15 protein-coding genes are annotated in these 18,649 nt (G+C 33.9%); 9 read left to right on the top strand and 6 right to left on the bottom strand.

Translation table 11 applies throughout. The features are described 5' to 3' along the window. Positions 1 to 18 precede the first annotated feature (18 nt). The 5 genes from H7355_RS02330 to H7355_RS02310 all read left to right on the top strand — a co-directional run bounded on the left by H7355_RS02330 (position 19) and on the right by H7355_RS02310 (position 5,379). Positions 19 to 651, top strand: coding sequence for a MotA/TolQ/ExbB proton channel family protein (locus H7355_RS02330; RefSeq protein ID WP_186644709.1), 633 nt, complete (start codon positions 19 to 21; stop codon positions 649 to 651). Positions 652 to 667: 16 nt separating this feature from the next. Further along, positions 668 to 1,093, top strand: a complete 426-nt coding sequence (locus H7355_RS02325) for an ExbD/TolR family protein (protein WP_186644707.1) — start codon at positions 668 to 670, stop codon at positions 1,091 to 1,093. 35 nt (positions 1,094 to 1,128) lie between these two features. Then, positions 1,129 to 2,454, top strand: a complete 1,326-nt coding sequence (locus tag H7355_RS02320; RefSeq protein WP_186644705.1) for a glutamate-cysteine ligase family protein — start codon at positions 1,129 to 1,131, stop codon at positions 2,452 to 2,454. A gap of 30 nt (positions 2,455 to 2,484) precedes the next feature. Then, a complete protein-coding gene (locus H7355_RS02315) occupies positions 2,485 to 3,465 on the top strand; it encodes a DMT family transporter (RefSeq protein ID WP_186644703.1) in 981 nt (326 codons plus the stop codon). Positions 3,466 to 3,699: 234 nt separating this feature from the next. Beyond that, positions 3,700 to 5,379, top strand: a complete 1,680-nt coding sequence (locus H7355_RS02310; RefSeq protein ID WP_186644701.1) for a S41 family peptidase — start codon at positions 3,700 to 3,702, stop codon at positions 5,377 to 5,379. Positions 5,380 to 5,454: 75 nt separating this feature from the next. Here the strand turns inward: H7355_RS02310 and H7355_RS02305 are convergent, their stop codons facing one another. Together H7355_RS02305 and H7355_RS02300 are read right to left on the bottom strand one after the other, a co-directional pair. Continuing rightward, positions 5,455 to 5,970, bottom strand: a complete 516-nt coding sequence (locus tag H7355_RS02305; protein WP_186644699.1) for a hypothetical protein — start codon at positions 5,968 to 5,970, stop codon at positions 5,455 to 5,457. Next, the gene (locus H7355_RS02300; protein ID WP_186644697.1) at positions 5,924 to 8,206 is read right to left on the bottom strand and encodes a DUF4301 family protein; all 2,283 of its coding nucleotides are present in this window, start codon (positions 8,204 to 8,206) and stop codon (positions 5,924 to 5,926) included. The genes H7355_RS02305 and H7355_RS02300 overlap by 47 nt, the downstream gene beginning before the upstream one ends. A gap of 140 nt (positions 8,207 to 8,346) precedes the next feature. Between H7355_RS02300 and rlmN the strand changes: the two genes are divergently transcribed. The 4 genes from rlmN (at position 8,347) to H7355_RS02280 (ending at position 13,165) form a co-directional block, all read left to right on the top strand. Further along, positions 8,347 to 9,420 carry a 23S rRNA (adenine(2503)-C(2))-methyltransferase RlmN gene (gene rlmN / locus H7355_RS02295; protein ID WP_186644682.1) on the top strand — a complete coding sequence of 358 codons (1,074 nt, stop codon included), beginning with the start codon at positions 8,347 to 8,349 and terminating at the stop codon, positions 9,418 to 9,420. Continuing rightward, positions 9,417 to 10,532 carry a tRNA dihydrouridine synthase gene (locus H7355_RS02290; protein WP_186644674.1) on the top strand — a complete coding sequence of 372 codons (1,116 nt, stop codon included), beginning with the start codon at positions 9,417 to 9,419 and terminating at the stop codon, positions 10,530 to 10,532. The genes rlmN and H7355_RS02290 overlap by 4 nt, the downstream gene beginning before the upstream one ends. Before the next feature lie 124 nt (positions 10,533 to 10,656). Next, on the top strand, positions 10,657 to 11,403 hold the full coding sequence (locus H7355_RS02285) for a Bax inhibitor-1/YccA family protein (protein ID WP_186644672.1): 747 nt from the start codon (positions 10,657 to 10,659) through the stop codon (positions 11,401 to 11,403). A gap of 115 nt (positions 11,404 to 11,518) precedes the next feature. After that, positions 11,519 to 13,165 carry an ABC transporter substrate-binding protein gene (locus tag H7355_RS02280; protein ID WP_186644670.1) on the top strand — a complete coding sequence of 549 codons (1,647 nt, stop codon included), beginning with the start codon at positions 11,519 to 11,521 and terminating at the stop codon, positions 13,163 to 13,165. 11 nt (positions 13,166 to 13,176) lie between these two features. Here H7355_RS02280 and H7355_RS02275 read toward each other — a convergent pair whose 3' ends face one another. The 4 genes from H7355_RS02275 to H7355_RS02260 form a co-directional block, all read right to left on the bottom strand. Continuing rightward, positions 13,177 to 14,631: a gamma-glutamyl-gamma-aminobutyrate hydrolase family protein gene (locus tag H7355_RS02275; protein ID WP_186644668.1), complete on the bottom strand. Its 1,455-nt coding sequence runs from the start codon at positions 14,629 to 14,631 to the stop codon at positions 13,177 to 13,179. A 283-nt stretch (positions 14,632 to 14,914) separates the two neighbouring features. After that, positions 14,915 to 16,678 (bottom strand): hypothetical protein, encoded by a 1,764-nt coding sequence (locus tag H7355_RS02270; protein ID WP_186644666.1) that lies wholly within the window; start codon positions 16,676 to 16,678, stop codon positions 14,915 to 14,917. A 213-nt stretch (positions 16,679 to 16,891) separates the two neighbouring features. Next, positions 16,892 to 17,545: an energy transducer TonB gene (locus H7355_RS02265; RefSeq protein WP_186644664.1), complete on the bottom strand. Its 654-nt coding sequence runs from the start codon at positions 17,543 to 17,545 to the stop codon at positions 16,892 to 16,894. Then, positions 17,503 to 18,636 carry a glycoside hydrolase family 3 protein gene (locus H7355_RS02260; RefSeq protein WP_186644663.1) on the bottom strand — a complete coding sequence of 378 codons (1,134 nt, stop codon included), beginning with the start codon at positions 18,634 to 18,636 and terminating at the stop codon, positions 17,503 to 17,505. The genes H7355_RS02265 and H7355_RS02260 overlap by 43 nt, the downstream gene beginning before the upstream one ends. Positions 18,637 to 18,649 lie beyond the last annotated feature (13 nt).

Below are 18,649 nucleotides of genomic sequence, written 5' to 3'. Positions count from 1 at the left end.
TTGTTTAAGGTGTGATATATGAATCTCACTCAAGAGTTTTTGAAATTTGCTCTCGCGACTGGACCACAATGGGTCATGTATCTTTTAATTCTTTGCAGTATAGTTAATATTGCAATTATTATTGATCGTATTTTATTTTTCCAAAAAATGAAGGGTGATTTTTCCGATTTCATTCGCAATTTAACTGATAGGCTCAACTCATCAGAATCACTCGAGAAGACATCGGCTTGGTGTTCAGGACAAAAAATGCTCGAAGCCAGTGTAGCTGCCGTAGGACTCGAACGGGGGATGGACAATATAAAAGCCGCTGAAGAGTCCATGCATGCCACGATGATTGCAGCAAAAATGCGTCTTGAAAAAGGCACAGTTGTTCTTGGGACTCTTGGGAGCAACACTCCTTTTATTGGTTTATTTGGTACGATCATAGGAATAATCGAAGCATTTCATGCATTATCCACTGCTGCCAATCCTGGGCCAGAAGTTATTATGGCATCTATTTCTGAAGCATTAGTAGCGACAGCTCTTGGACTTCTTGTTGCTATACCTGCAGTTATTTCTTATAATTTTTTCAACCGAGCAATTAAAAAGAAAATGGCAAACAGCGATGCAACGGCTCGAATTATATTGACACATATTGGCACTAAACGCTGAAAATTTGGAGTTTAAAATGGCAGGTGGAAGTAATTTGGGTGGTGATGATGAACCTATTGTTGATATTAATATCACACCTTTCGTAGATGTGGTGTTGGTTTTATTAATTATTTTTATGGTTACTGCTCATTTTATTGTTAATAAAGGAATGAAATTGCAACTACCAAAAGCAGCAACTGCGGAGAAACTGCAAAATCAAAAAAATTTTAATATAATGATCAATAAAAGTGGAGAATTTATGCTTGATGGGAAATCAGCAAGTCTCGACTTTTTAAAAAACTCTGCACGCAGTGCAATCACATCAAACTTAAAAGTTGTGGCCATGATCAGCGCCGATAAAGATGTCGTTTATAATTCCGTTGTACTCATAATGGATGCTCTCCGTTCAGAAGGGGTTTCAGATTTTGCCTTACAACTTGATCCTGCTCCACAAAAAAAATAAGGTGTAAATCCTTTGTCCTTTTGTTTGGAGTTTCTATGTCATTGCAAAACTCAACTGATATTGAAAATATATGTTCTCGTGTATGGATTAAGCCGATCAAAGGCAACCGTGCTGGAATCGAAAAAATGGGTCTTGAAATGGAAATGCATGCATTCGATTCTAAGACTTTAGCACCTATAGGCACTGAAAATTCAAAAATAAATATTCAAACTCTTTTAAAAAGAATTGGGGAAATTGCACCTGATGCTAAGTTAAAGTTTGATAAAGCTACAGGTCTTATCACCACTGTGTTTTTAAAATCAGGAGGAAATTTTAGCGCAGAACCGGGTGGGCAAGTTGAATATTCCTCAGATCCCTTTGAAAAATTATCGGATTTGAGTGCAAATGTAGCAGATGGATTAAAATTACTTGAAAAAGCATCAGCGGGTGATTTGGTTTTTTTATCGCATGGTACGAATCCAATATCAGCAGATGATCATCCTCTTCTGTTACCTAAAGAACGTTACAAGATTATGACCCGCTATTTTAATTCTGCTCCCCAAATTCGTGGCATTGATATGATGCGTCACAGTGCTACTGTACAAGCAAATGTAGATATCTTTGGTGATGAGAATTGGGAAGATGCAGTCAATTTAACTTTAGTTCTTATTCCTTTGACAGCAAAATTATTTGCAAATTCTAAATATTTTAAAAATAAAAAAAGCCAATTTTTTTCAGAACGACAAGAAATTTGGCAGAAAATGGATCCCAGTCGTTCAGGTATTCCTGCCAATTTACCTTTTGCAGAAAATCTTGAGTGCGAATATGCTACTTGGGGCAAAAAAGCTTTTGTCTTTTTTGTAGATGGTTTGCCAATAGAAGAACAACCTTTATTTGGTGAATTGACTTTTGAAGATTGGTTGAAAAACGGTTACAAAGGGACAAAGCCAACTGTTGAAAGCTGGGAAACTCATTTAGGTACGTTATTTCCTCATCTTCGTCTCAGGGATTTTTTGGAAATCAGACATATCGATGCCCAACCTTTTGAACATACATTTGCTCCCATCGCATTTTTCTCTGCAGTATTGAAGAGCAGTAAAATTCGCAGACAAGTTTGGGAAATTATTAACTCAGAAAAAATAGATTTAAAAAATTTATTTCATTCGCAGGAAGATTATTCAAAAATTCATTTTCCATTGCTCGATTTTGCATGTTCTGTCCTTGATGACCTGAATGAAAAAGAAGGCGTGCAAGCCCTTCAAGCTTATAAGAAATTTGTGGTACAAAAAAATGATTACTGGCAGGCTGAGAAAGCGCTTGAATTTGTGCAAAAGAATAAAACTCTTTTTCCTTCAGAAGAATTTCTCAAGCATTTAAAATAAATAATTTTTGTTTGCTTTTTAAAGGATTTTATGGAAACTGAGAATAAAAGAAATTATCTTATTGGCACATTGGAAATTGCCTTAGCTAATTCATTTGTAGGCGTAAATATAGTTATCAATAAATATTTGGTTGAGAAAGCTTCGGTTATACAATTACTTGAACTGCGCTATATATTTGGCACTCTTATTTTAGCATTTTTTTCTCTTTTTCTAAAAAAGAAAATTTCCTTTTATTTGACCGAAGAAAAGTTCGATTTTCGCAATTGGATACTATACATACTCATGGCTTTGAGTGGTGGGGTTCTATTTAATCTTATTTATATGTCTGGAATTGATCGAACAACTGCAACGTCTGTTGGAGTTATAAGTAGTGCAATTCCTACACTTATAGCAATTTTTTCTTTTTTTATCTTGCGTCAGTCACTTAAGCAAATTCATTTTATTTGTGTTTTGTTGGTTGTGATTGGTGTCATAATTCTTAATTTATCGGGTAATCAACTGCATAATACTTATAATCATAAAAGTTCATATGATGTATTTATTGGCAACTGTATTGTGTTTTTAGCTATGATTCCCGAAGCACTATTTACTATTTTAGCAAAGTTAATTAAAGTTAAAGTCTGTCCTGTCGTGTCTGGGCTCATAATTAATTTTATCAATATGCTTGTTTGCCTTCCCTTTGTGCTTTTTGCAGAAGCAAAAATTGGTTTTTTTGCCCTCGATGTATCTATTTGGATTTTCAGTTTCTTTATCGGTTTATTCAATGGCGCGCTTTTTTATACATTTTATAATAGAGGTATTGCAAAAATTGATTCCCAAACAGCAGCTATCATGACTGGTATGGTGCCGATTAGCTCTGCCATATTTGGCATAGTATTTTTAAAGGAACCATTTTACATGAATACAATTCTAGGAATTGTCTGTGTTTTGACTTCCATATATATAGGTGTGCGTTTTGGTGAAAGTTCGAAAGTAATACTTGCTCGCAGGATAAGACAATCATCAAAGTGATGAGTTATATAACAAAATTTAAAAAAATGACTTAAAAATTCGCATTAATATTGTAAAAAATATAAAATCTTAAATTTTATTAATAAAAACTTGATTGTTACTTTTAAAAATTATAATAAATCTATCTGAAACAATAAATAGAGTAAAAAGGTTTGAAATTATACAAACCTGACGCACTTGATTTTCTACTTATATTTTCAATCGCTTTTTATACATTTAAAGTTGGAGAAATTCATGAAAAAGTTGATTTTATGCTCTTCACTTATTCTGCTTTCAGCCTGTGGAAAAAAAAATAATGAGTTTGATGTGAACAGCGTGATAACAAATCCGGATCATGGTAAGGTCATAAACACTGTTGCTTATATGTTTGATAATTATTATGTGCATGACAAAGGGGGTAACAGTGCTGCAGATATTAGAAAAGTAAATAATTCATTTGGCAAAGAAATGTTTTACAATAAAATTGAAGAAGTATTTTTTAAACAAAAAGATGCTCACACAGTATTTTATAAGCCGAGTAAGTGCTTTTCAAAAGGTGTGCACCCCAATAACTTATCATTAGAATTAGCCGAAGAAAATGGGCAGAAAAAAATTGTAGTTGCTTCTTTAAATACGACAATGCATTCCGTTAAAAATTTTGGTGATAAAGATTTTATTAATTATATTCTATCGTTGTCGCAATTACGAGTTGGAGATGTCATAACTGAAATAAATGGAGTCAATGTTCTACAAGCTTTGAATAAGATTAAGACAATTACTTATGGTGCAAATTCAAACGCAGAAGAATTAAGAAGCTTAAATTATTTAATGTATAGAAATGGTGCCATTCATGAATTTCCAAGTGAAGATCAATTTGTCCTTTCGCTTGAAAGGGGGGGTAGAAAAATTCGCATACCATCACATTCATTTATAGATCCAAATTGTAATAGAGATGAAAAAGGCATAAGATTGCAGTCTGATTTTACGGATGACGAATTACCGAGTAAACCTTCACTCAATTTTTTAAAAAAAGGGTATAATCCAATATTAGACAATGATATTGTGAAAAAATATTCTAATATTGAAAAGTTTGAAAATATCGCTTATTTTAAAATATCAACTTTTGATTTAGATATAAATGATGATGATAAAGCGAGGGAAGAAGAAAATAGGATACTTTATGGACTCGATACAAAATTAAGCCAAATAGACTTAGACACGATTGTAATTGATCTAAGAAATAATGGTGGGGGATCGATTCGATTTGCTGATAATCTTGCTAGGCTATTTTATGACAAAGATTCGAAATACCCTTTTTATCCAATGGAATTTAGATTAAAAAATACCAAAGGTAACTTAGAACTAGTGAATAAATTCTTGGCTTATGAAAGGAATGTATTATTGGATTTTGCGAGTGAATATGCATTCTGGAAACAAGATTTAGAAGATGCTGCGCAAAATGGATGGCAATACACAAAGCCAAGAGCTTTAACTCAAGATTACGAAATCAATAAAGTATACAGAAGTCGCTTTACGAAATTGAATAACAAAAAAATTATTATTTTGACAAATGCTAAATGTTTTTCAGCCTGCGATCAATTTGTGGCAATTATGAAGGATCAAAATCTTGCAACGAAAATAGTTGGTGAAAACAAGTTCACAGCTGGAGGTGGAGCCAATGTTATATCTTGGGAATTGTTAGTAGAGAAAAATTTTGTCGAAAGATTACCAGGTAATACGGAAATGACCTTTTCCTGGCGAGATATGCAAAGCAGAATTCATAATGGCACAGCGCATCGTGCAATTGAAGGAAATGGTACCCAGGCAGATTGTGTCATCCCAAAAACGATAGAAGAGATTAAAGAAAAGACAGACAGTTTAAATTCAAAATATATTCAAAAAGTTATTTCAGCAGTAAAGGAAAATAAATGTTAAAAATGGAATAAATAAATACTAAGAAAATAAAAGAGCAATCAATAACTTTTGCAGTTCTTGAATCGTTATGATTTATCACAACGAATCCGCCAATAGTAAGAGCATTTCACTCATTTGTGCAACCGATAAAGTTTTTTCATTGCCAGCACGTACATAATTGTCGTCAATAATCCTAAATTCTTCAATAACATCACTTTTAAGAATAAATAGCTCAGGCCGGCTGCTTTCCCCCATTTCATTGCTCAATTGTTGCATGACTTTTGTAGCGCGATAAAGAAATATTTTATCAATATTAATTGATGGCTCTAATAAAAAACCTGCATGATTGGGAATATGGAGAAATAAATATTTTTTTTCATAGCGGATATATGGTTTATTTTTAAATTGATCTAATGACATAGATCCGAATGTTACTTTTATTTTTTCGAAAAAATATTTTTTTGGGAGATCTTTTTGTCCACTTAAATAAATAAGATCTTTGTCAAGTTGTTTATACAGGGCATGTAAAAATTGCAATCCAATTTCTTCTTGCGAATACGTAGGATTAGAAATTTCGGGTTTCTGTTGTTGCCAAAGTTTCGTCAAAACCATATGCCCGTCTGTCATTCCCAAGTGAGTCAAAAAAAGACTTATGTGGTCTAAATAATGTGCGTGGAACTTCAATAAATACTAGGTTAGTCGTTGCTGAATTGCCAATAAGTTCATGCAAGACAGTTTCATGATAGCACACAGGTGTGCCTTTGTATTCACGCTTGCTCAATAGCCAAAAACGTTCGTCAAAAAGTTTGGAAAATTCAACTTTTTTGCCCACAGAGGGTGTGTTTTCAAATGCACGCGTATGTGTTTTGAGTTCAAAAAAGGCGAGTACAGGATTAAAATGTGTTGCATTCCCACGTGGGCCAAAATATTCACTAGCGTCTTCTTCGTTGGCGTGAGGCATTTCAAGACAAAGTTTTATTGTTGTCCCATCAGGAAGGGCGGCAAAAACAGGACCTCCACCCACATCCGCCACTTCTTTGCGCACAACCCCGAAAACAGAAATAGGATTGTCGAGCCATTGCATGGTTTGTTCCCATGCCTCAAGTTCTGTGGTGTGATTTTCTAAAGGTTGCCAATGAAATAAATTGCCAAGTACTTTGTAGAGTGACTGATGTGCCAAGCCAATAAATGTTGATTGAGCATCGAAACAAGCATCAAGCGCTTCATTGGCAATACTCTCGTCGATAAAGTGAGCAAGGTAACTGAGCACTTGGAATGCTGTTTCATTATGCAATCTGCTGTCGGATTTCTTTTTTTGTTCATTAAATAAATAGTCTTCTACCTGAGCGCGTAAATATTCAATACAGTCGCGTATAATCTTAAAAAACTCTGCTGGAATATTAAGCTCTGCAGTTCTGTCGAGAGAGGAACCGATTACGTTATCAATATTACGGATATGCAAACACTCAGCTTCTGGAAACTGTTTGGTGAATTCATCAAATAAATGGATGAGTTCACCGTGACCTGCGGAAACGGGTACATATTTTCCATTTTCATCCGTATAGGGGGTGCCATCCATATTAAATCGAATGGTGGAAAGATTTCTACCTTGCTCAAAAACAACCCATTCTCCATTTATTTTGCGATTTTCTTTTAACCACTGTGGGGCAAATGGTGAATTGCGTAGTGCAAATATATCACTTATATTTTCTTGTAATATAGGTTTTAATCTATCAATTTCTTTTTCAAATTCACTTTTCATAAAAGCAGGGACGACAAGAATATTTCCAAGAGAAGGTAACAGACCAATTTGTTCTGCTAATTTGAGCATGAGAAAAGAATCACCTTCTGTAGTTGTTGGCACAAGTGCTTTTGGAAGGTGTGCATATTTTTGTAATAATACACAGCATGCAGCATAAGTTTTTAATATGGTTTTTTCTTGTGTACCTAAATATATAGAAGGGTCATGCGATGCGGTTGTTTCTTTATTTAAAAATAATGTTTGAGCCGAAATTCTCTCCATCCAATGGGAGTTGCTCAAGTTTTTATTTTTATTAAATGGCGTTTTAAAATTTGTAGTATTATCCTGACTTTTTATTTTTGTTAAATTCTTATTGTAGTCCCATGGAGTGCGGATACTGCTTTCCGATTGAGAAATTCTTTTTATATAATCTTTTTTTCTATTCTCTATGTCGCATAAATTTATTAAATTTTCATATTTGTTTATAAATTTTTCATCTGTTTTTCCTAATACAACAAATTGACTTAAAAAATTATAAAACTGCTCAATACATACTTTAATATTTTCTTTTTCTTGTTCATGCATGCCTTCATAAAGCGAAGACATTTCTGTTGTTATTTTTACATTTGCTAGGATGCTTTGTATTTGTTTTCTATTTTCTAATGAAAGCTTCTCTTTGAAATTGTGATTTAGAAATAGATTTAAAGAATTTTTAAACTCAGGGATTTTTGATTCAATTGCGATTGTAAATTTTTGTAAATCACTAAAGAAACGGGATGCTGCTCCTGCTGCTGGAATACAAGTTAATAAATAATTTTCTCTCCAATAGCGCATAGAATTTTTTTGAAATTTGCGTAAACTAGAATGAAACGTTGTTGATAATATTCGTGTAACAAGTTTCCAAGAAATGATCCCACCATTGTTGGTTGTGCATGCACCCATGATAGGAATAGTTGTATTTATTTCGTTATTAAGTGCCTGAATAATTCTAGAATGATGAATATTTATTTTATGAAAATCGAGATTATTTTCATTTATCAATTCTTTATTCAGCGAGCAGTTATGACTTGATTTCTTTTTTGAAGTCTTATCACTTTCAACTTGCATTGCATTTCCCCTTGAAAATCTTTAGATGCAGCCAAATAGCATAGAATGCAATTATTAGCAAAAAACTTCTTGACCACACCATTATACTTTGTTTGAAAAAAGATCACCTATTTTAGGTGGTATTTAAGGAAAAAAAAACAATGAATTCATTTTTCGGGACGGAGCGTAAGGAACTTGAGGGAAAAATTGCTGAATCATTTGGCGTTCCAAAAGCAAAATTACGGGCTGAAACCTTATTTCGAAAAGTCTATAAACAAAATCCACTCGCAGACTATGATTTTTCTGAACTGAACCAAGAAGTCATTGCATGGTTTAAAAACAATTACTTACTTTCTGTTCCCTTAGAGATCTCAGAGATTCAAACGAGTACCCATGATGGGTCGGTTAAGTTTGCAATGCGCCTAAAGAGTGATGGTAGATGGGTTGAAAGCGTGCTTATTCCAGAACGGGGGCGTTTGACGCAGTGTATATCAACCCAAGTTGGCTGTGCACAAGCCTGTCGTTTTTGTCAGACAGGTCGTATGGGACTCATGCGCAGTCTTTCGAGCGAGGAAATAGTAGGACAGGTTATTCTCGCTGAAAAATGGCGGCGTGAGAATCCCGATTTTCATGTGGCAAGTTACCAAAGAATCTCAAATATCGTTTATATGGGAATGGGTGAACCTCTTGATAATATAGATAATGTAATTAAAAGCACCCAGATTTTTTGCGACAATTTGGGGCTTAATTTCTCACCAAATAAAGTCACTGTCAGCACAGTTGGTCTAATGCCAGCACTTGATAGGATTTTAAATGAAACGAAAGTAGCTGTTGCTCTTTCACTCCATTCTCCCTTCGAGGAGGAGCGCTCAAAAGTCATGCCTGTGAACCTGCGCCATCCGTTGACTCAAGTGATTGATACACTGAGAAAGCATGCTTTATCTGGCACGCGGACTTCATTTATGATACAATACACACTCTTGCGCGGTATAAACGACAGCGAACAGCATGCAAAGGCATTAGTTTCCTTATTACAAGGAGTTGGGGCCAAAATAAACCTTATTCCTTTAAATGAACATGAAGGAGCTGCGTTTCGTAGACCTGACTTAGGCCGCGTATACCAATTTCAACAAATTCTAAAAAATTCTGGAATGGTTGCGACAGTACGTCTGTCAAAAGGCAGAGATATTCAAGCAGCATGCGGACAATTGATAAAAAATAAGGTAAAATCATGAGTTTTTTTAATCAACCTATTCAGTTGGGCAATCTAACCCTGAAAAATCGAGTGTTCTTAGCACCGCTTGCGGGAGTTACAGATGTGCCTTTCCGCCGAATTTGTCAGGAATTAGGAGCAGGATTAACATATGTCGAAATGCTTTCTGCCACTGCAATTGCTTATAAAAATAAAAGAACCTTCGAAATGATGGCGCGGCATAGCTCGGAAAGTATTTTAGGTGTGCAAGTCACTGGGCCTAGTGCTGAGCAAGTGGCACATGCCGTTTCGGTTCTTGATCAGCAAAGTTTTGATACTATTGATATAAATATGGGTTGCCCCGTCCGCAAGGTGGTGACTGCGGGCTGTGGCAGTGGTATTTTAAGAGAACCTGAAAGAATCAGCAAAACGGTTGAACTCGCTCGGAACGCAACATCTCGTCCCCTTTCCGCAAAATTTCGCTTGGGTTACACACGTGAGGAAGTTAATGTTGTGAACACTGTTGAACGAGTGTTGGCTGAAAACGTTGACATGTTTACAATTCATGGCCGCACCCGCTCGGAAAGTTATTCCACTCCCTGCGACATAAAGGGAATTAAGTTAGCCATGGATACCGCTCTCAGTAAGGAAAAGTCTGTTATTAAAGTTGGTAATGGCGACATTTTCGACTATGTCTCAGCCCATAAAATGCACGAAGAAACAGCCTGTGATGCTGTGATGGTGAGCCGCGGTGCACTCGGCAATCCTTGGATATTTAAAGAAATTTTACTTGGTCAAACTGTACAGCCAGAGTTCGCTGAATGGCTAGACCTTGTCCTCAGGCATTTGGCTTATCAAGAAGAGTTTTTTGGAAAAACAAAATTGGCTGCTATATTGGCCCGTAAACATTTGCTTTGGTATACGAAAGGTTTTCCTTCAAGTAAAAGCTTACGCGATGTACTAAATAGAGTTGAAGATCTCGATGAAGCCCGCACACATCTTAAAAATTATGCTTCGAATATTGCAAAAGACTGCATCCGCTTTGCAGGCTCTGCTTCAGAATTAACTAGTGACTATGATCCTAAATATGAAATGGATAGAAAACTCGATCGCGGAGTTGGGGATGAAGGAATGGAAGAGCAAGTGAATTCTTAAAATTGCTCCTTTTTGAGACTCTAGTAATCACTCTCTTGCCATTTACGTATATCTGTTTAAATTTTAAAGTGAGATTGGAGTTTTCCATTTGCTTTTTGAATCTTCATGAGAAAGGAATTTACACATGAGATTTAATCGATTTCAAAAGAGTAATGATAATTGGATGAATGTAGCGGTAAAAAATGAAGTTGTTCAATCTTCTGCAAGCAAAACGATTGCTGGGGTTTATGGTTGGATGACTTTAGGTGTGTTCTTAAGTGCACTTTCTGGGGTTGGGCTTATTCAAACAGGCGCTATTCAATCCATTTTAAGTTTTGGCAGTGGTGCTGTAATAGGTTTGTTCATCGTCCAAATGGCTCTTGTTATGGGAATGAGTTTTGCGGCAGAAAAGTTGAGTTCGCAAGCCTTAAAAGGAATGTTTTTGCTTTATTCCTTGCTCACAGGTGTTACATTTTCCATCATTATGGTTGTTTACCCAATTGGTAACGTTATTTCCCTGTTTTTTGTTGCCGCACTCGGTTTTGCAGGCTTAGCTCTATTTGGGGCTGTTACCAAAAAGAATTTAGGCTTCATGAGCACATTTCTTTTTATGGGACTTTTAATGGTCGTAGGAGCAAGCGTTGTAAATGTCTTTGTGCAGAGTGAAATGTTAAACTCCTTTGCAGGTTGGGCAGGAATCCTCGTTTTTTCCGGCTTAACTGCCTATGATTCCCAACGTATACGCGAAGGTTCTTATGCATTGGCAGAGCAAACCTCAGGCAACAACGAAGCTATGAGTAAATTCATGATCTTTGGTGCTTTGACCATGTATCTTAACTTTATCAACCTTTTTCTCAGTTTGCTCAGAATATTTGGCGGCAGAAGAGATTAAATTTATATTTAAATTTATCCCCAGAAGATTTTTTCTTCTGGGGATTTTTTTTATTTCTTTTTTGTTGTAGCGTAAATTTTTTAAACAGGCATATTTATTTCTATGAGATGAGAAAATGAAAAAGTTAATTCATAAGAATAGAATAAAATTTATTATCTATATATTAAGTGGTCTAGCTATTTTATTTTTTATCTTAGAAGATAAGGATATTAAAATCTTTATGAATACAAATAATTTTCCCCGCAATGAGACTCTGACAATTTCTTTGAGCGATGTGCAACAAATCCCTTGGGCAACTGCCGATACATATACATTTGAACTTGAAACATTTGGAGCAGCTGTTTTTGGCTCTCTTGTTGAGCTTAACGAAACAGGTATGAAAAGATCAACTCAAAATGATATTTTATTAAAAGAATATGTTTGTGATAGGAATATCTGTCACTTAGAATTAAAAAAAGGAATTTATTTTCACAATAGCCGTGAAGTCAATGCATATGACCTTGAATTCTCCCTCGTGCGTGAGCTTTTTTCTTACGAAAACGATTCCTTTGCTTATTCCATGTTAAAAGATATAGATGGAATAGAGGAGTTTTTTAAGCAAAAAGCAGAAATAAAAAATTATAAAGAATTTGAAAAAATAAAATATCCAACTGGCTATATTAAAGGTATAGAAGTTATAGATAAATATAATATTAAATTTTATTTAAAAAATTATAATAACTATATTGTTCAGACTCTTTCAACTGCATTTTTACCTATTGTGCCGATTGAAGAATTGAAGGAAGATGGTCTTGAGTGGAAGAACTTACCAATCGGTTTTGGACGTTATAAAATCATAAGTTCCGACCTTAAAAAATATCAATTTATGCTTGAACGTGTGAACAGCAATGATGATATTTGTAAATACATCCGTATAGTTTTTGGTCAGCATAAAGATATTGATATTCGAATTGCCACCCAGGATATTCCTTATAACAAAGAACATGAAGATATTTTTAAACTACCCGGTGTGTATGGCAATGGTGGCTTTCTGTTTAATTATAAAACCCGTCTGGGTCAAAATGAAAATTTTAGAAAAGCAATTCATTATGCATTAGATAGAAAAAAAATTGCACAATCGTCTTTGTTTAATGAAATTACTCCTGAAAATCAACTTATTCCTAATTATGGTTTGTTTGTTTTTTATAGAGCTGATGTTCCTATTTCAGAACAAAATATGCAAAAAGCTCTTTATCATTTGAGTCTAGTGCCTAAAGAACTTTGGCAAAATAAAGTTTTTACGGTTCATTCTTTTTGGACGGCAAATAAACATTTAGCTAAAACCCCTTATTTTATTGAGATGAAAAATCAACTAAAACAAATTGGTTTAAATATAGAATTTGTTGACACAGATATGGCTTATACAAAATTTAAAGAAAATGACGAAAATGTTTTGTGGTGGACAGGTTTTGATCTGCAAACACATCAGCCGAACAGTAATTTTTCATATTTCCATGAAGGTTCATTTTTTAACAATATTTATCCTGACGATCCTGAGTTCAGGCGTCTATATTCATTAACTGAACAAGAAACATTTTCAAATCCAAAACCAACACAAAGGTTAAGTCAATACTTTACAGAAAATAATATTATGGTTGTTGTTTTTAATTTACGTAATACTTTTTTATATAATAAAAATAGAATTCAAACTTTTGGAGAACAAAAAAGTTCTGTGAAACTTCAGCTCACAGAACTCAGATTAAATGAAAATAATTTATTATAAATTATTTTAAACTAAGCTTCTTTCACATCAGCGAATAATTTATTTACTTCTTTTAAGTAGACTTTTTTGTTACGATAAGTTTGACAAGTTTGAAAGAAATAAATAAATATTTGTCTATTGCTGAACATCAATTCCTTCGATTTTTGAATATTTAACCGACAGAATTTTTTCATGCCATTATAAAACTCTGGGTGAAATTGAACTCCCAAGACGAGTGAACCCATTTTTGTTTCTATAGATTTTACCACATAAGCATTGTCAGCAGAAACGGAAGTTACAGTCAGTTTATCGCCCAATTTTTCAATACACTGGCGGTGTAAAGAAACACCACTGTGCAGAGAATTTTCATCGAATATCTTAAAGCGGGTGTCTTCTTTGGCTACGACATTAAAATTTTTGGTATTGATAAGACTGTGTTCGTCATTGACACTTTCAATCGTTCCCCCAAAATAAACATTTATAATTTGACAGCCTCGGCAAATGCCAAGCAAAGGAATTCCCTTAGTGACACACCGGTGAATGAGAAAAAGGTCAGCCAATGTTCTTCTAATATCCAGGTATGGGTCACAGGTTTTATTCACATGGGAATAGACATAATCTTCAATATCACTGCCTCCGGGAATAATAATTCCATCGGATTTATCGGCATTTTCATAACAATATTTTTTTATTTTATTCACTTCAGGTAAGCTATTGGAATGTTCAAGCAAATACTCAAGAAATTCATTGGTGCTGAGTGAGCCTGAGCGTTTAGGAATAGATTTTATTTCTATTTCAAGTGCTGTGACATTGACCGACTTTAAAAATTGATCAATCAAGAGTGCATTGTAGAAAAATTGATTTTCTATTATATTCCGAACTTTAGGAGTCGTATAGCCATTGACTTCGAAATTCCACAGGAGACCAATGGTCATGGCATTTTTATTTTTGTGATATTCGAATTGGACTTTATTACAAAACTTTCGCCCTAAAGAGACTTTATTTTCTGTGTTTAGAAATATATTGCTGATATAATGTTGCTCAATAATATTTGTATAGGTCTTTTCCGAAAGATTGAGGTTCTCTTTCAGCCAGGCTTTAAAGGATTTGATATTGAGCAATTTAATATTGAGCAAGGATTCCTTTGGTTTGTCAAAAGTATTGCGATTGGACTCGAAGGTGATAAAGAGAAAAGCTAAAAATTTCTGTAAACTGCGCGGAAAAATTTTCTTAAATATAAAATTTTCATTTTTGTTCAGCTCTGTGATATTTTTTATAAAGTTTTCGCTAAAAATTTTTCTGTCATCTGTTTTTTTACACACACATATTCTTAAAATGTCTTGAATATTACGAGTGTGGATAGCTCCTTTGACAATATGTTCGTTGACTTCATTGACACATTCCTGCAGAGCTGTTTCTTTGCTTTTGCCTTTTTCAAGTTTCCGCCCAGTTAAGTACTGAGTGTAAGAATTTCGTATGGGTTGCATGCCTCTTCCTTTTCTTTATTTATTGGATAAATACTTAAATATTTTTAGGGTATTTAAGTATAAGACCATCAAAGCAATATATGTACCACTTTTTTTTTAATTAAAAAAGATTAAAAATGATGCGGATTCTAAATAAATTGATTAAAAGATAAATTCATATATAAATTTACTGAACAAGAAAAATTTTTTCTTAAATAAAATATTTTTTAATTATGCTTATTCAAGATGAAGTCTGAAGGAAAGAATAACTCGACTCGTAATTTTTGCTCTGCTTAACAAAATATTAAATAAAAGTTAAGTTGTTATAACGCTTTGCTTGTGACATCCTCTGCCAAGAAGCAGCCATTTCCTGACGGTAAAGGCCTAAATTGTTCATACTTTTATGCAAAAAAGCTTGATAGGAATGCGAATTCTCTGCAGCTATTTTTAATTCAAATTTACGCTCCAATATCTTTGTTAAGATTTTTAGATGCAATGATTTATTTTCTGTTTGTACAGCTTGATTGGCTAGTATCTGATACAATTCCGAAGGAGTGTTGATAATTTTAAAGATAGATTCACATTGATATTTCATCAGTTCATCATGATGTTGTGCAGAAAATGGAAAAAAATGCAACAGACGGAGATCGTAGGTTGGAAAAATGCTAGGGATAAACTCTTGAGATTTTATATAATTGATTCCATATTTTCCTTGAAGAAAGACCAATAAAAATTCATCTAAAAATTTTGCAGTTATTTTGTATTTTCGGAGAGTTCCTAGGTTGATTTTTCTATAGCCTTTTTCTTTGTAGGAACGATGCTGATCGTGTTTTGCATAATAAATTTCGTCATAATATTTAACTTCAGCAAGACTTAAGGAATTTAACTTTGACTTTTCTATGCGCAGAGTATTGAGAGATTGACCGTGGTCTATTTTCATCAATTTTCCATCGGCTGAAAAACCAAAATTTCCGTCGTGGAGATCGTTTTCTTCCAAAAACAAAGATGAAATTAAAATATTGACAAAACCTTTATAATCCTGTCTGAATTTTTGGATATATTCTTGATTTGTCCCTTTTTCGTAATAGTCGCGAATAGAAAAGTAACTGACTTTTTCAGAGATAATACCGAAACAGGGGGCTGTTTTTGTTTTCGGTTGGGAATTGCCAATGAGATAACGATAGATTTCCCCAGTTATCACTTCTATCATAGACTCTTGCTCGTTGTTTAATGGCTTATAAACAATTTCTTTGCTTATGTTATTTTCTTTCTTTTTTTCAATAAAAAAGACAGGATTAACTCCTTTACGCGCAGTGGGTTTCGTGTCAGAGTAATCTTTAAGACTGATATCTCCAAGATGTTTATAAATTTCATTTTTGCATTCATCGAGTGTTCTAAGTTTCACTGAAGAAGAGAAATTTTGAACAGGATCCTTTATAACAGTGATTTTTTTGTTAAAAACTAAGAGCTTGATTTTTGCATAAGGAGTATCCTTGCACATACGAATGGAATAAGCATTGTGTCCAATGGATTGATTGTTGATAGAAAAGAGAGAAATGCTGTTTAAGTAATTTGTATTGATACTTTTAAGAATCAAGTCATAGTTTTTAGCAGATTGTGTGTGGGTTATAAGAGATAATTTATTAAAATTATGACAACACTCTTCTAGCCATTTTTTAAAATGTTCAACATGAAAAAGGGGTACTTGATAAAAAACTTTTTCATGCTTCAGAACAAGAAGTTTTTTTTCAAATGTAAAGCAGTTAGATAAAATATGTGTTTGTTTTGAGTTGTTAAAGTTCTTATATATTTCTTTTATCATAAAAACAGCTGCAAGAAGTTTGGCTTGTCCACAAGTTATAGTGCGGGAAAAAAAATAAGATCTATTTTTACATAATTGAGTTATGTTTGCAGAAAATGCAGATGTAGGATTTAATATAAAATAGACAACTTTTACAGTATTTAAATCTATATCTTGTAAATTATTTTTATGATTATCATAAAATAAAAGAGTGTCTTGAATAGCACCTAATAACAATTCTTCTTTTGATAAATTTTGATTTGTCATAATTAATCCTTTATTTTAATATTAAATTTTTAAATTGCAAAAATAAATTGCAATTATTCTACGATTTAATCAGAGCAATTAATATGCCAACTGTGTTGATAATCATAAATATTTTGAGCAGAATAAATTCAAAAGTTTATACGTTTTTTTCTATGAAAAAATCTAGTATGAATTAAAATATAATTTTTTTCTTCTTTTTAAAGACGAAAAAAGTCAAGGGACAATCATCCATGTAATTCGTTTTATAACACCAACGCTGTGTTTTTCTCGCCATGCTGGGCTACAATTCAACTCTTTTGCTGCAGCTAAAGCCACTTGATCCACTTTGTATCCAGTGCCTTTTATTAATTTTGCTTCTGTTACTTTACCTTCGCTGTTTATTTGCACTTCAATTACTACAGATCCGCTTGTAACACCCGCATTGGCGGCATCGTCTGTGATATTGATTTCAGGTAAAGTGCATTGTGCCGTTTTGTCGACAGTGGATTCTGCAGAATAAAACTCCTTACTTTCATTAGTCGATTGTCCTGCTGGTGTGACTGAATCCATTTGCTTTTGTGGAGTTGTTACTTTTTCAGCAGGAATTTCACTGGGGGCTGCCATCGACTTTTGAGACGATTTAATTAATTCTTTTTTGGGTATAATTTTCTCACGATGTTTTTGCAGAGTGGGCTTATTCGAATTTGGTGTTTTGGATGAAATCTGCACGGTGTTGGTTGTCACTCTTAATTCAGTCGTATCGACAGGATTGGGGGTAAGAAAACTGAGACTCAGTGCTAAAAGAATATGAAATAAGAGGCTGTACCCGAGAACGAGAAGAAAGTTTAGATCTTTTGTGTTTTTGTTAAAGTAGAGAATATTTTCCAAGCCTTCTCCAGCATCAGTTTATGAAATAATTTATCATTTTTGAGTTTTTTTGCAATTGAGTGTGCAATTCTTGCTTCTCTCTCTATACTTTGGCAACTTAACAAAATATCACAGCCTGCAACTAAGGCATCAATCGCTGCTTGGTCAAGAAAAGAATCTTCCTCAGTTAACGAAACAGGATTTGTCTCTGTGATGGAAGATTCTACTGCACGTGCCTGTTGGTAAAAATTTGCAATAGCATTCATACGCAAATCGTCACTGAGCACGAGGCCCTTAAATTTTAAATTCTTTTTTAATTGTTTCGTTAATATTTCATAACTTAACGTAGCTGGGTATTTAGGATCGAGTTCAGGGATGATCACGTGCGCTGCCATAATAAATGGTACTTTTTCGCCAATTAAATTCTTAAAAGGAATCCACTCGCGGGTTTTAAGTGTGGTTAAACTCACATCGCTCACACTGAATTCTTTGTGAGAATCTGTTTTTGTATTGCCATGTCCTGGAAAATGCTTGGCACATGAAAATATTTGTTCACTCAAGAGTGTTTTATTTACGAGAGAGGAATATTTTAAAACCGTGAGGGCATCTCGGCCGAAGCAGCGATCACCTATAACGGGATTTGTTGGTTCGGTTAAAATATCGGCGACGGGACTCAGTATGCAGTTTATTCCCAATCCTTTTGCAACAAATACTTGATGAAGTACTTGATTGACTAAACCAAGTTCATCGTTATTGTCAGAAAATTCGAGTGCGGGTTTCCCTCGCAAAAAAGGCAGTGGCAAACGTGAGACTCTACCGCCTTCTTCATCGATTGAAACAATAAAAGGCATGCTGTATTTATGATTAGCTCTTTCACAAGATTTCTTTACATTTGCAATTAATATTTTTCCTTGTGCGAAATCAGTAAAATTTCTTCTGAAAAGAATACAACCCGAAGGTTTAATTTTTTTGAATAATTTAATTTCATTTTTATTGAGTTCACTTTTTCCTATGGAGGGCCAAAGAAAAAAACCTGCTTGTTCAATAAATGGTAAGGAATTAAAATATTTTTTAAAAGTATTTGGAAATTTTTCTTGCGCAACTAAACTCACATCATTATCCTCC

The organism is Fluviispira vulneris (assembly GCF_014281055.1).
Lineage (GTDB): Bacteria > Bdellovibrionota_B > Oligoflexia > Silvanigrellales > Silvanigrellaceae > Silvanigrella > Silvanigrella vulneris.
This window is presented reverse-complemented; position numbering and strand designations above follow the sequence as displayed.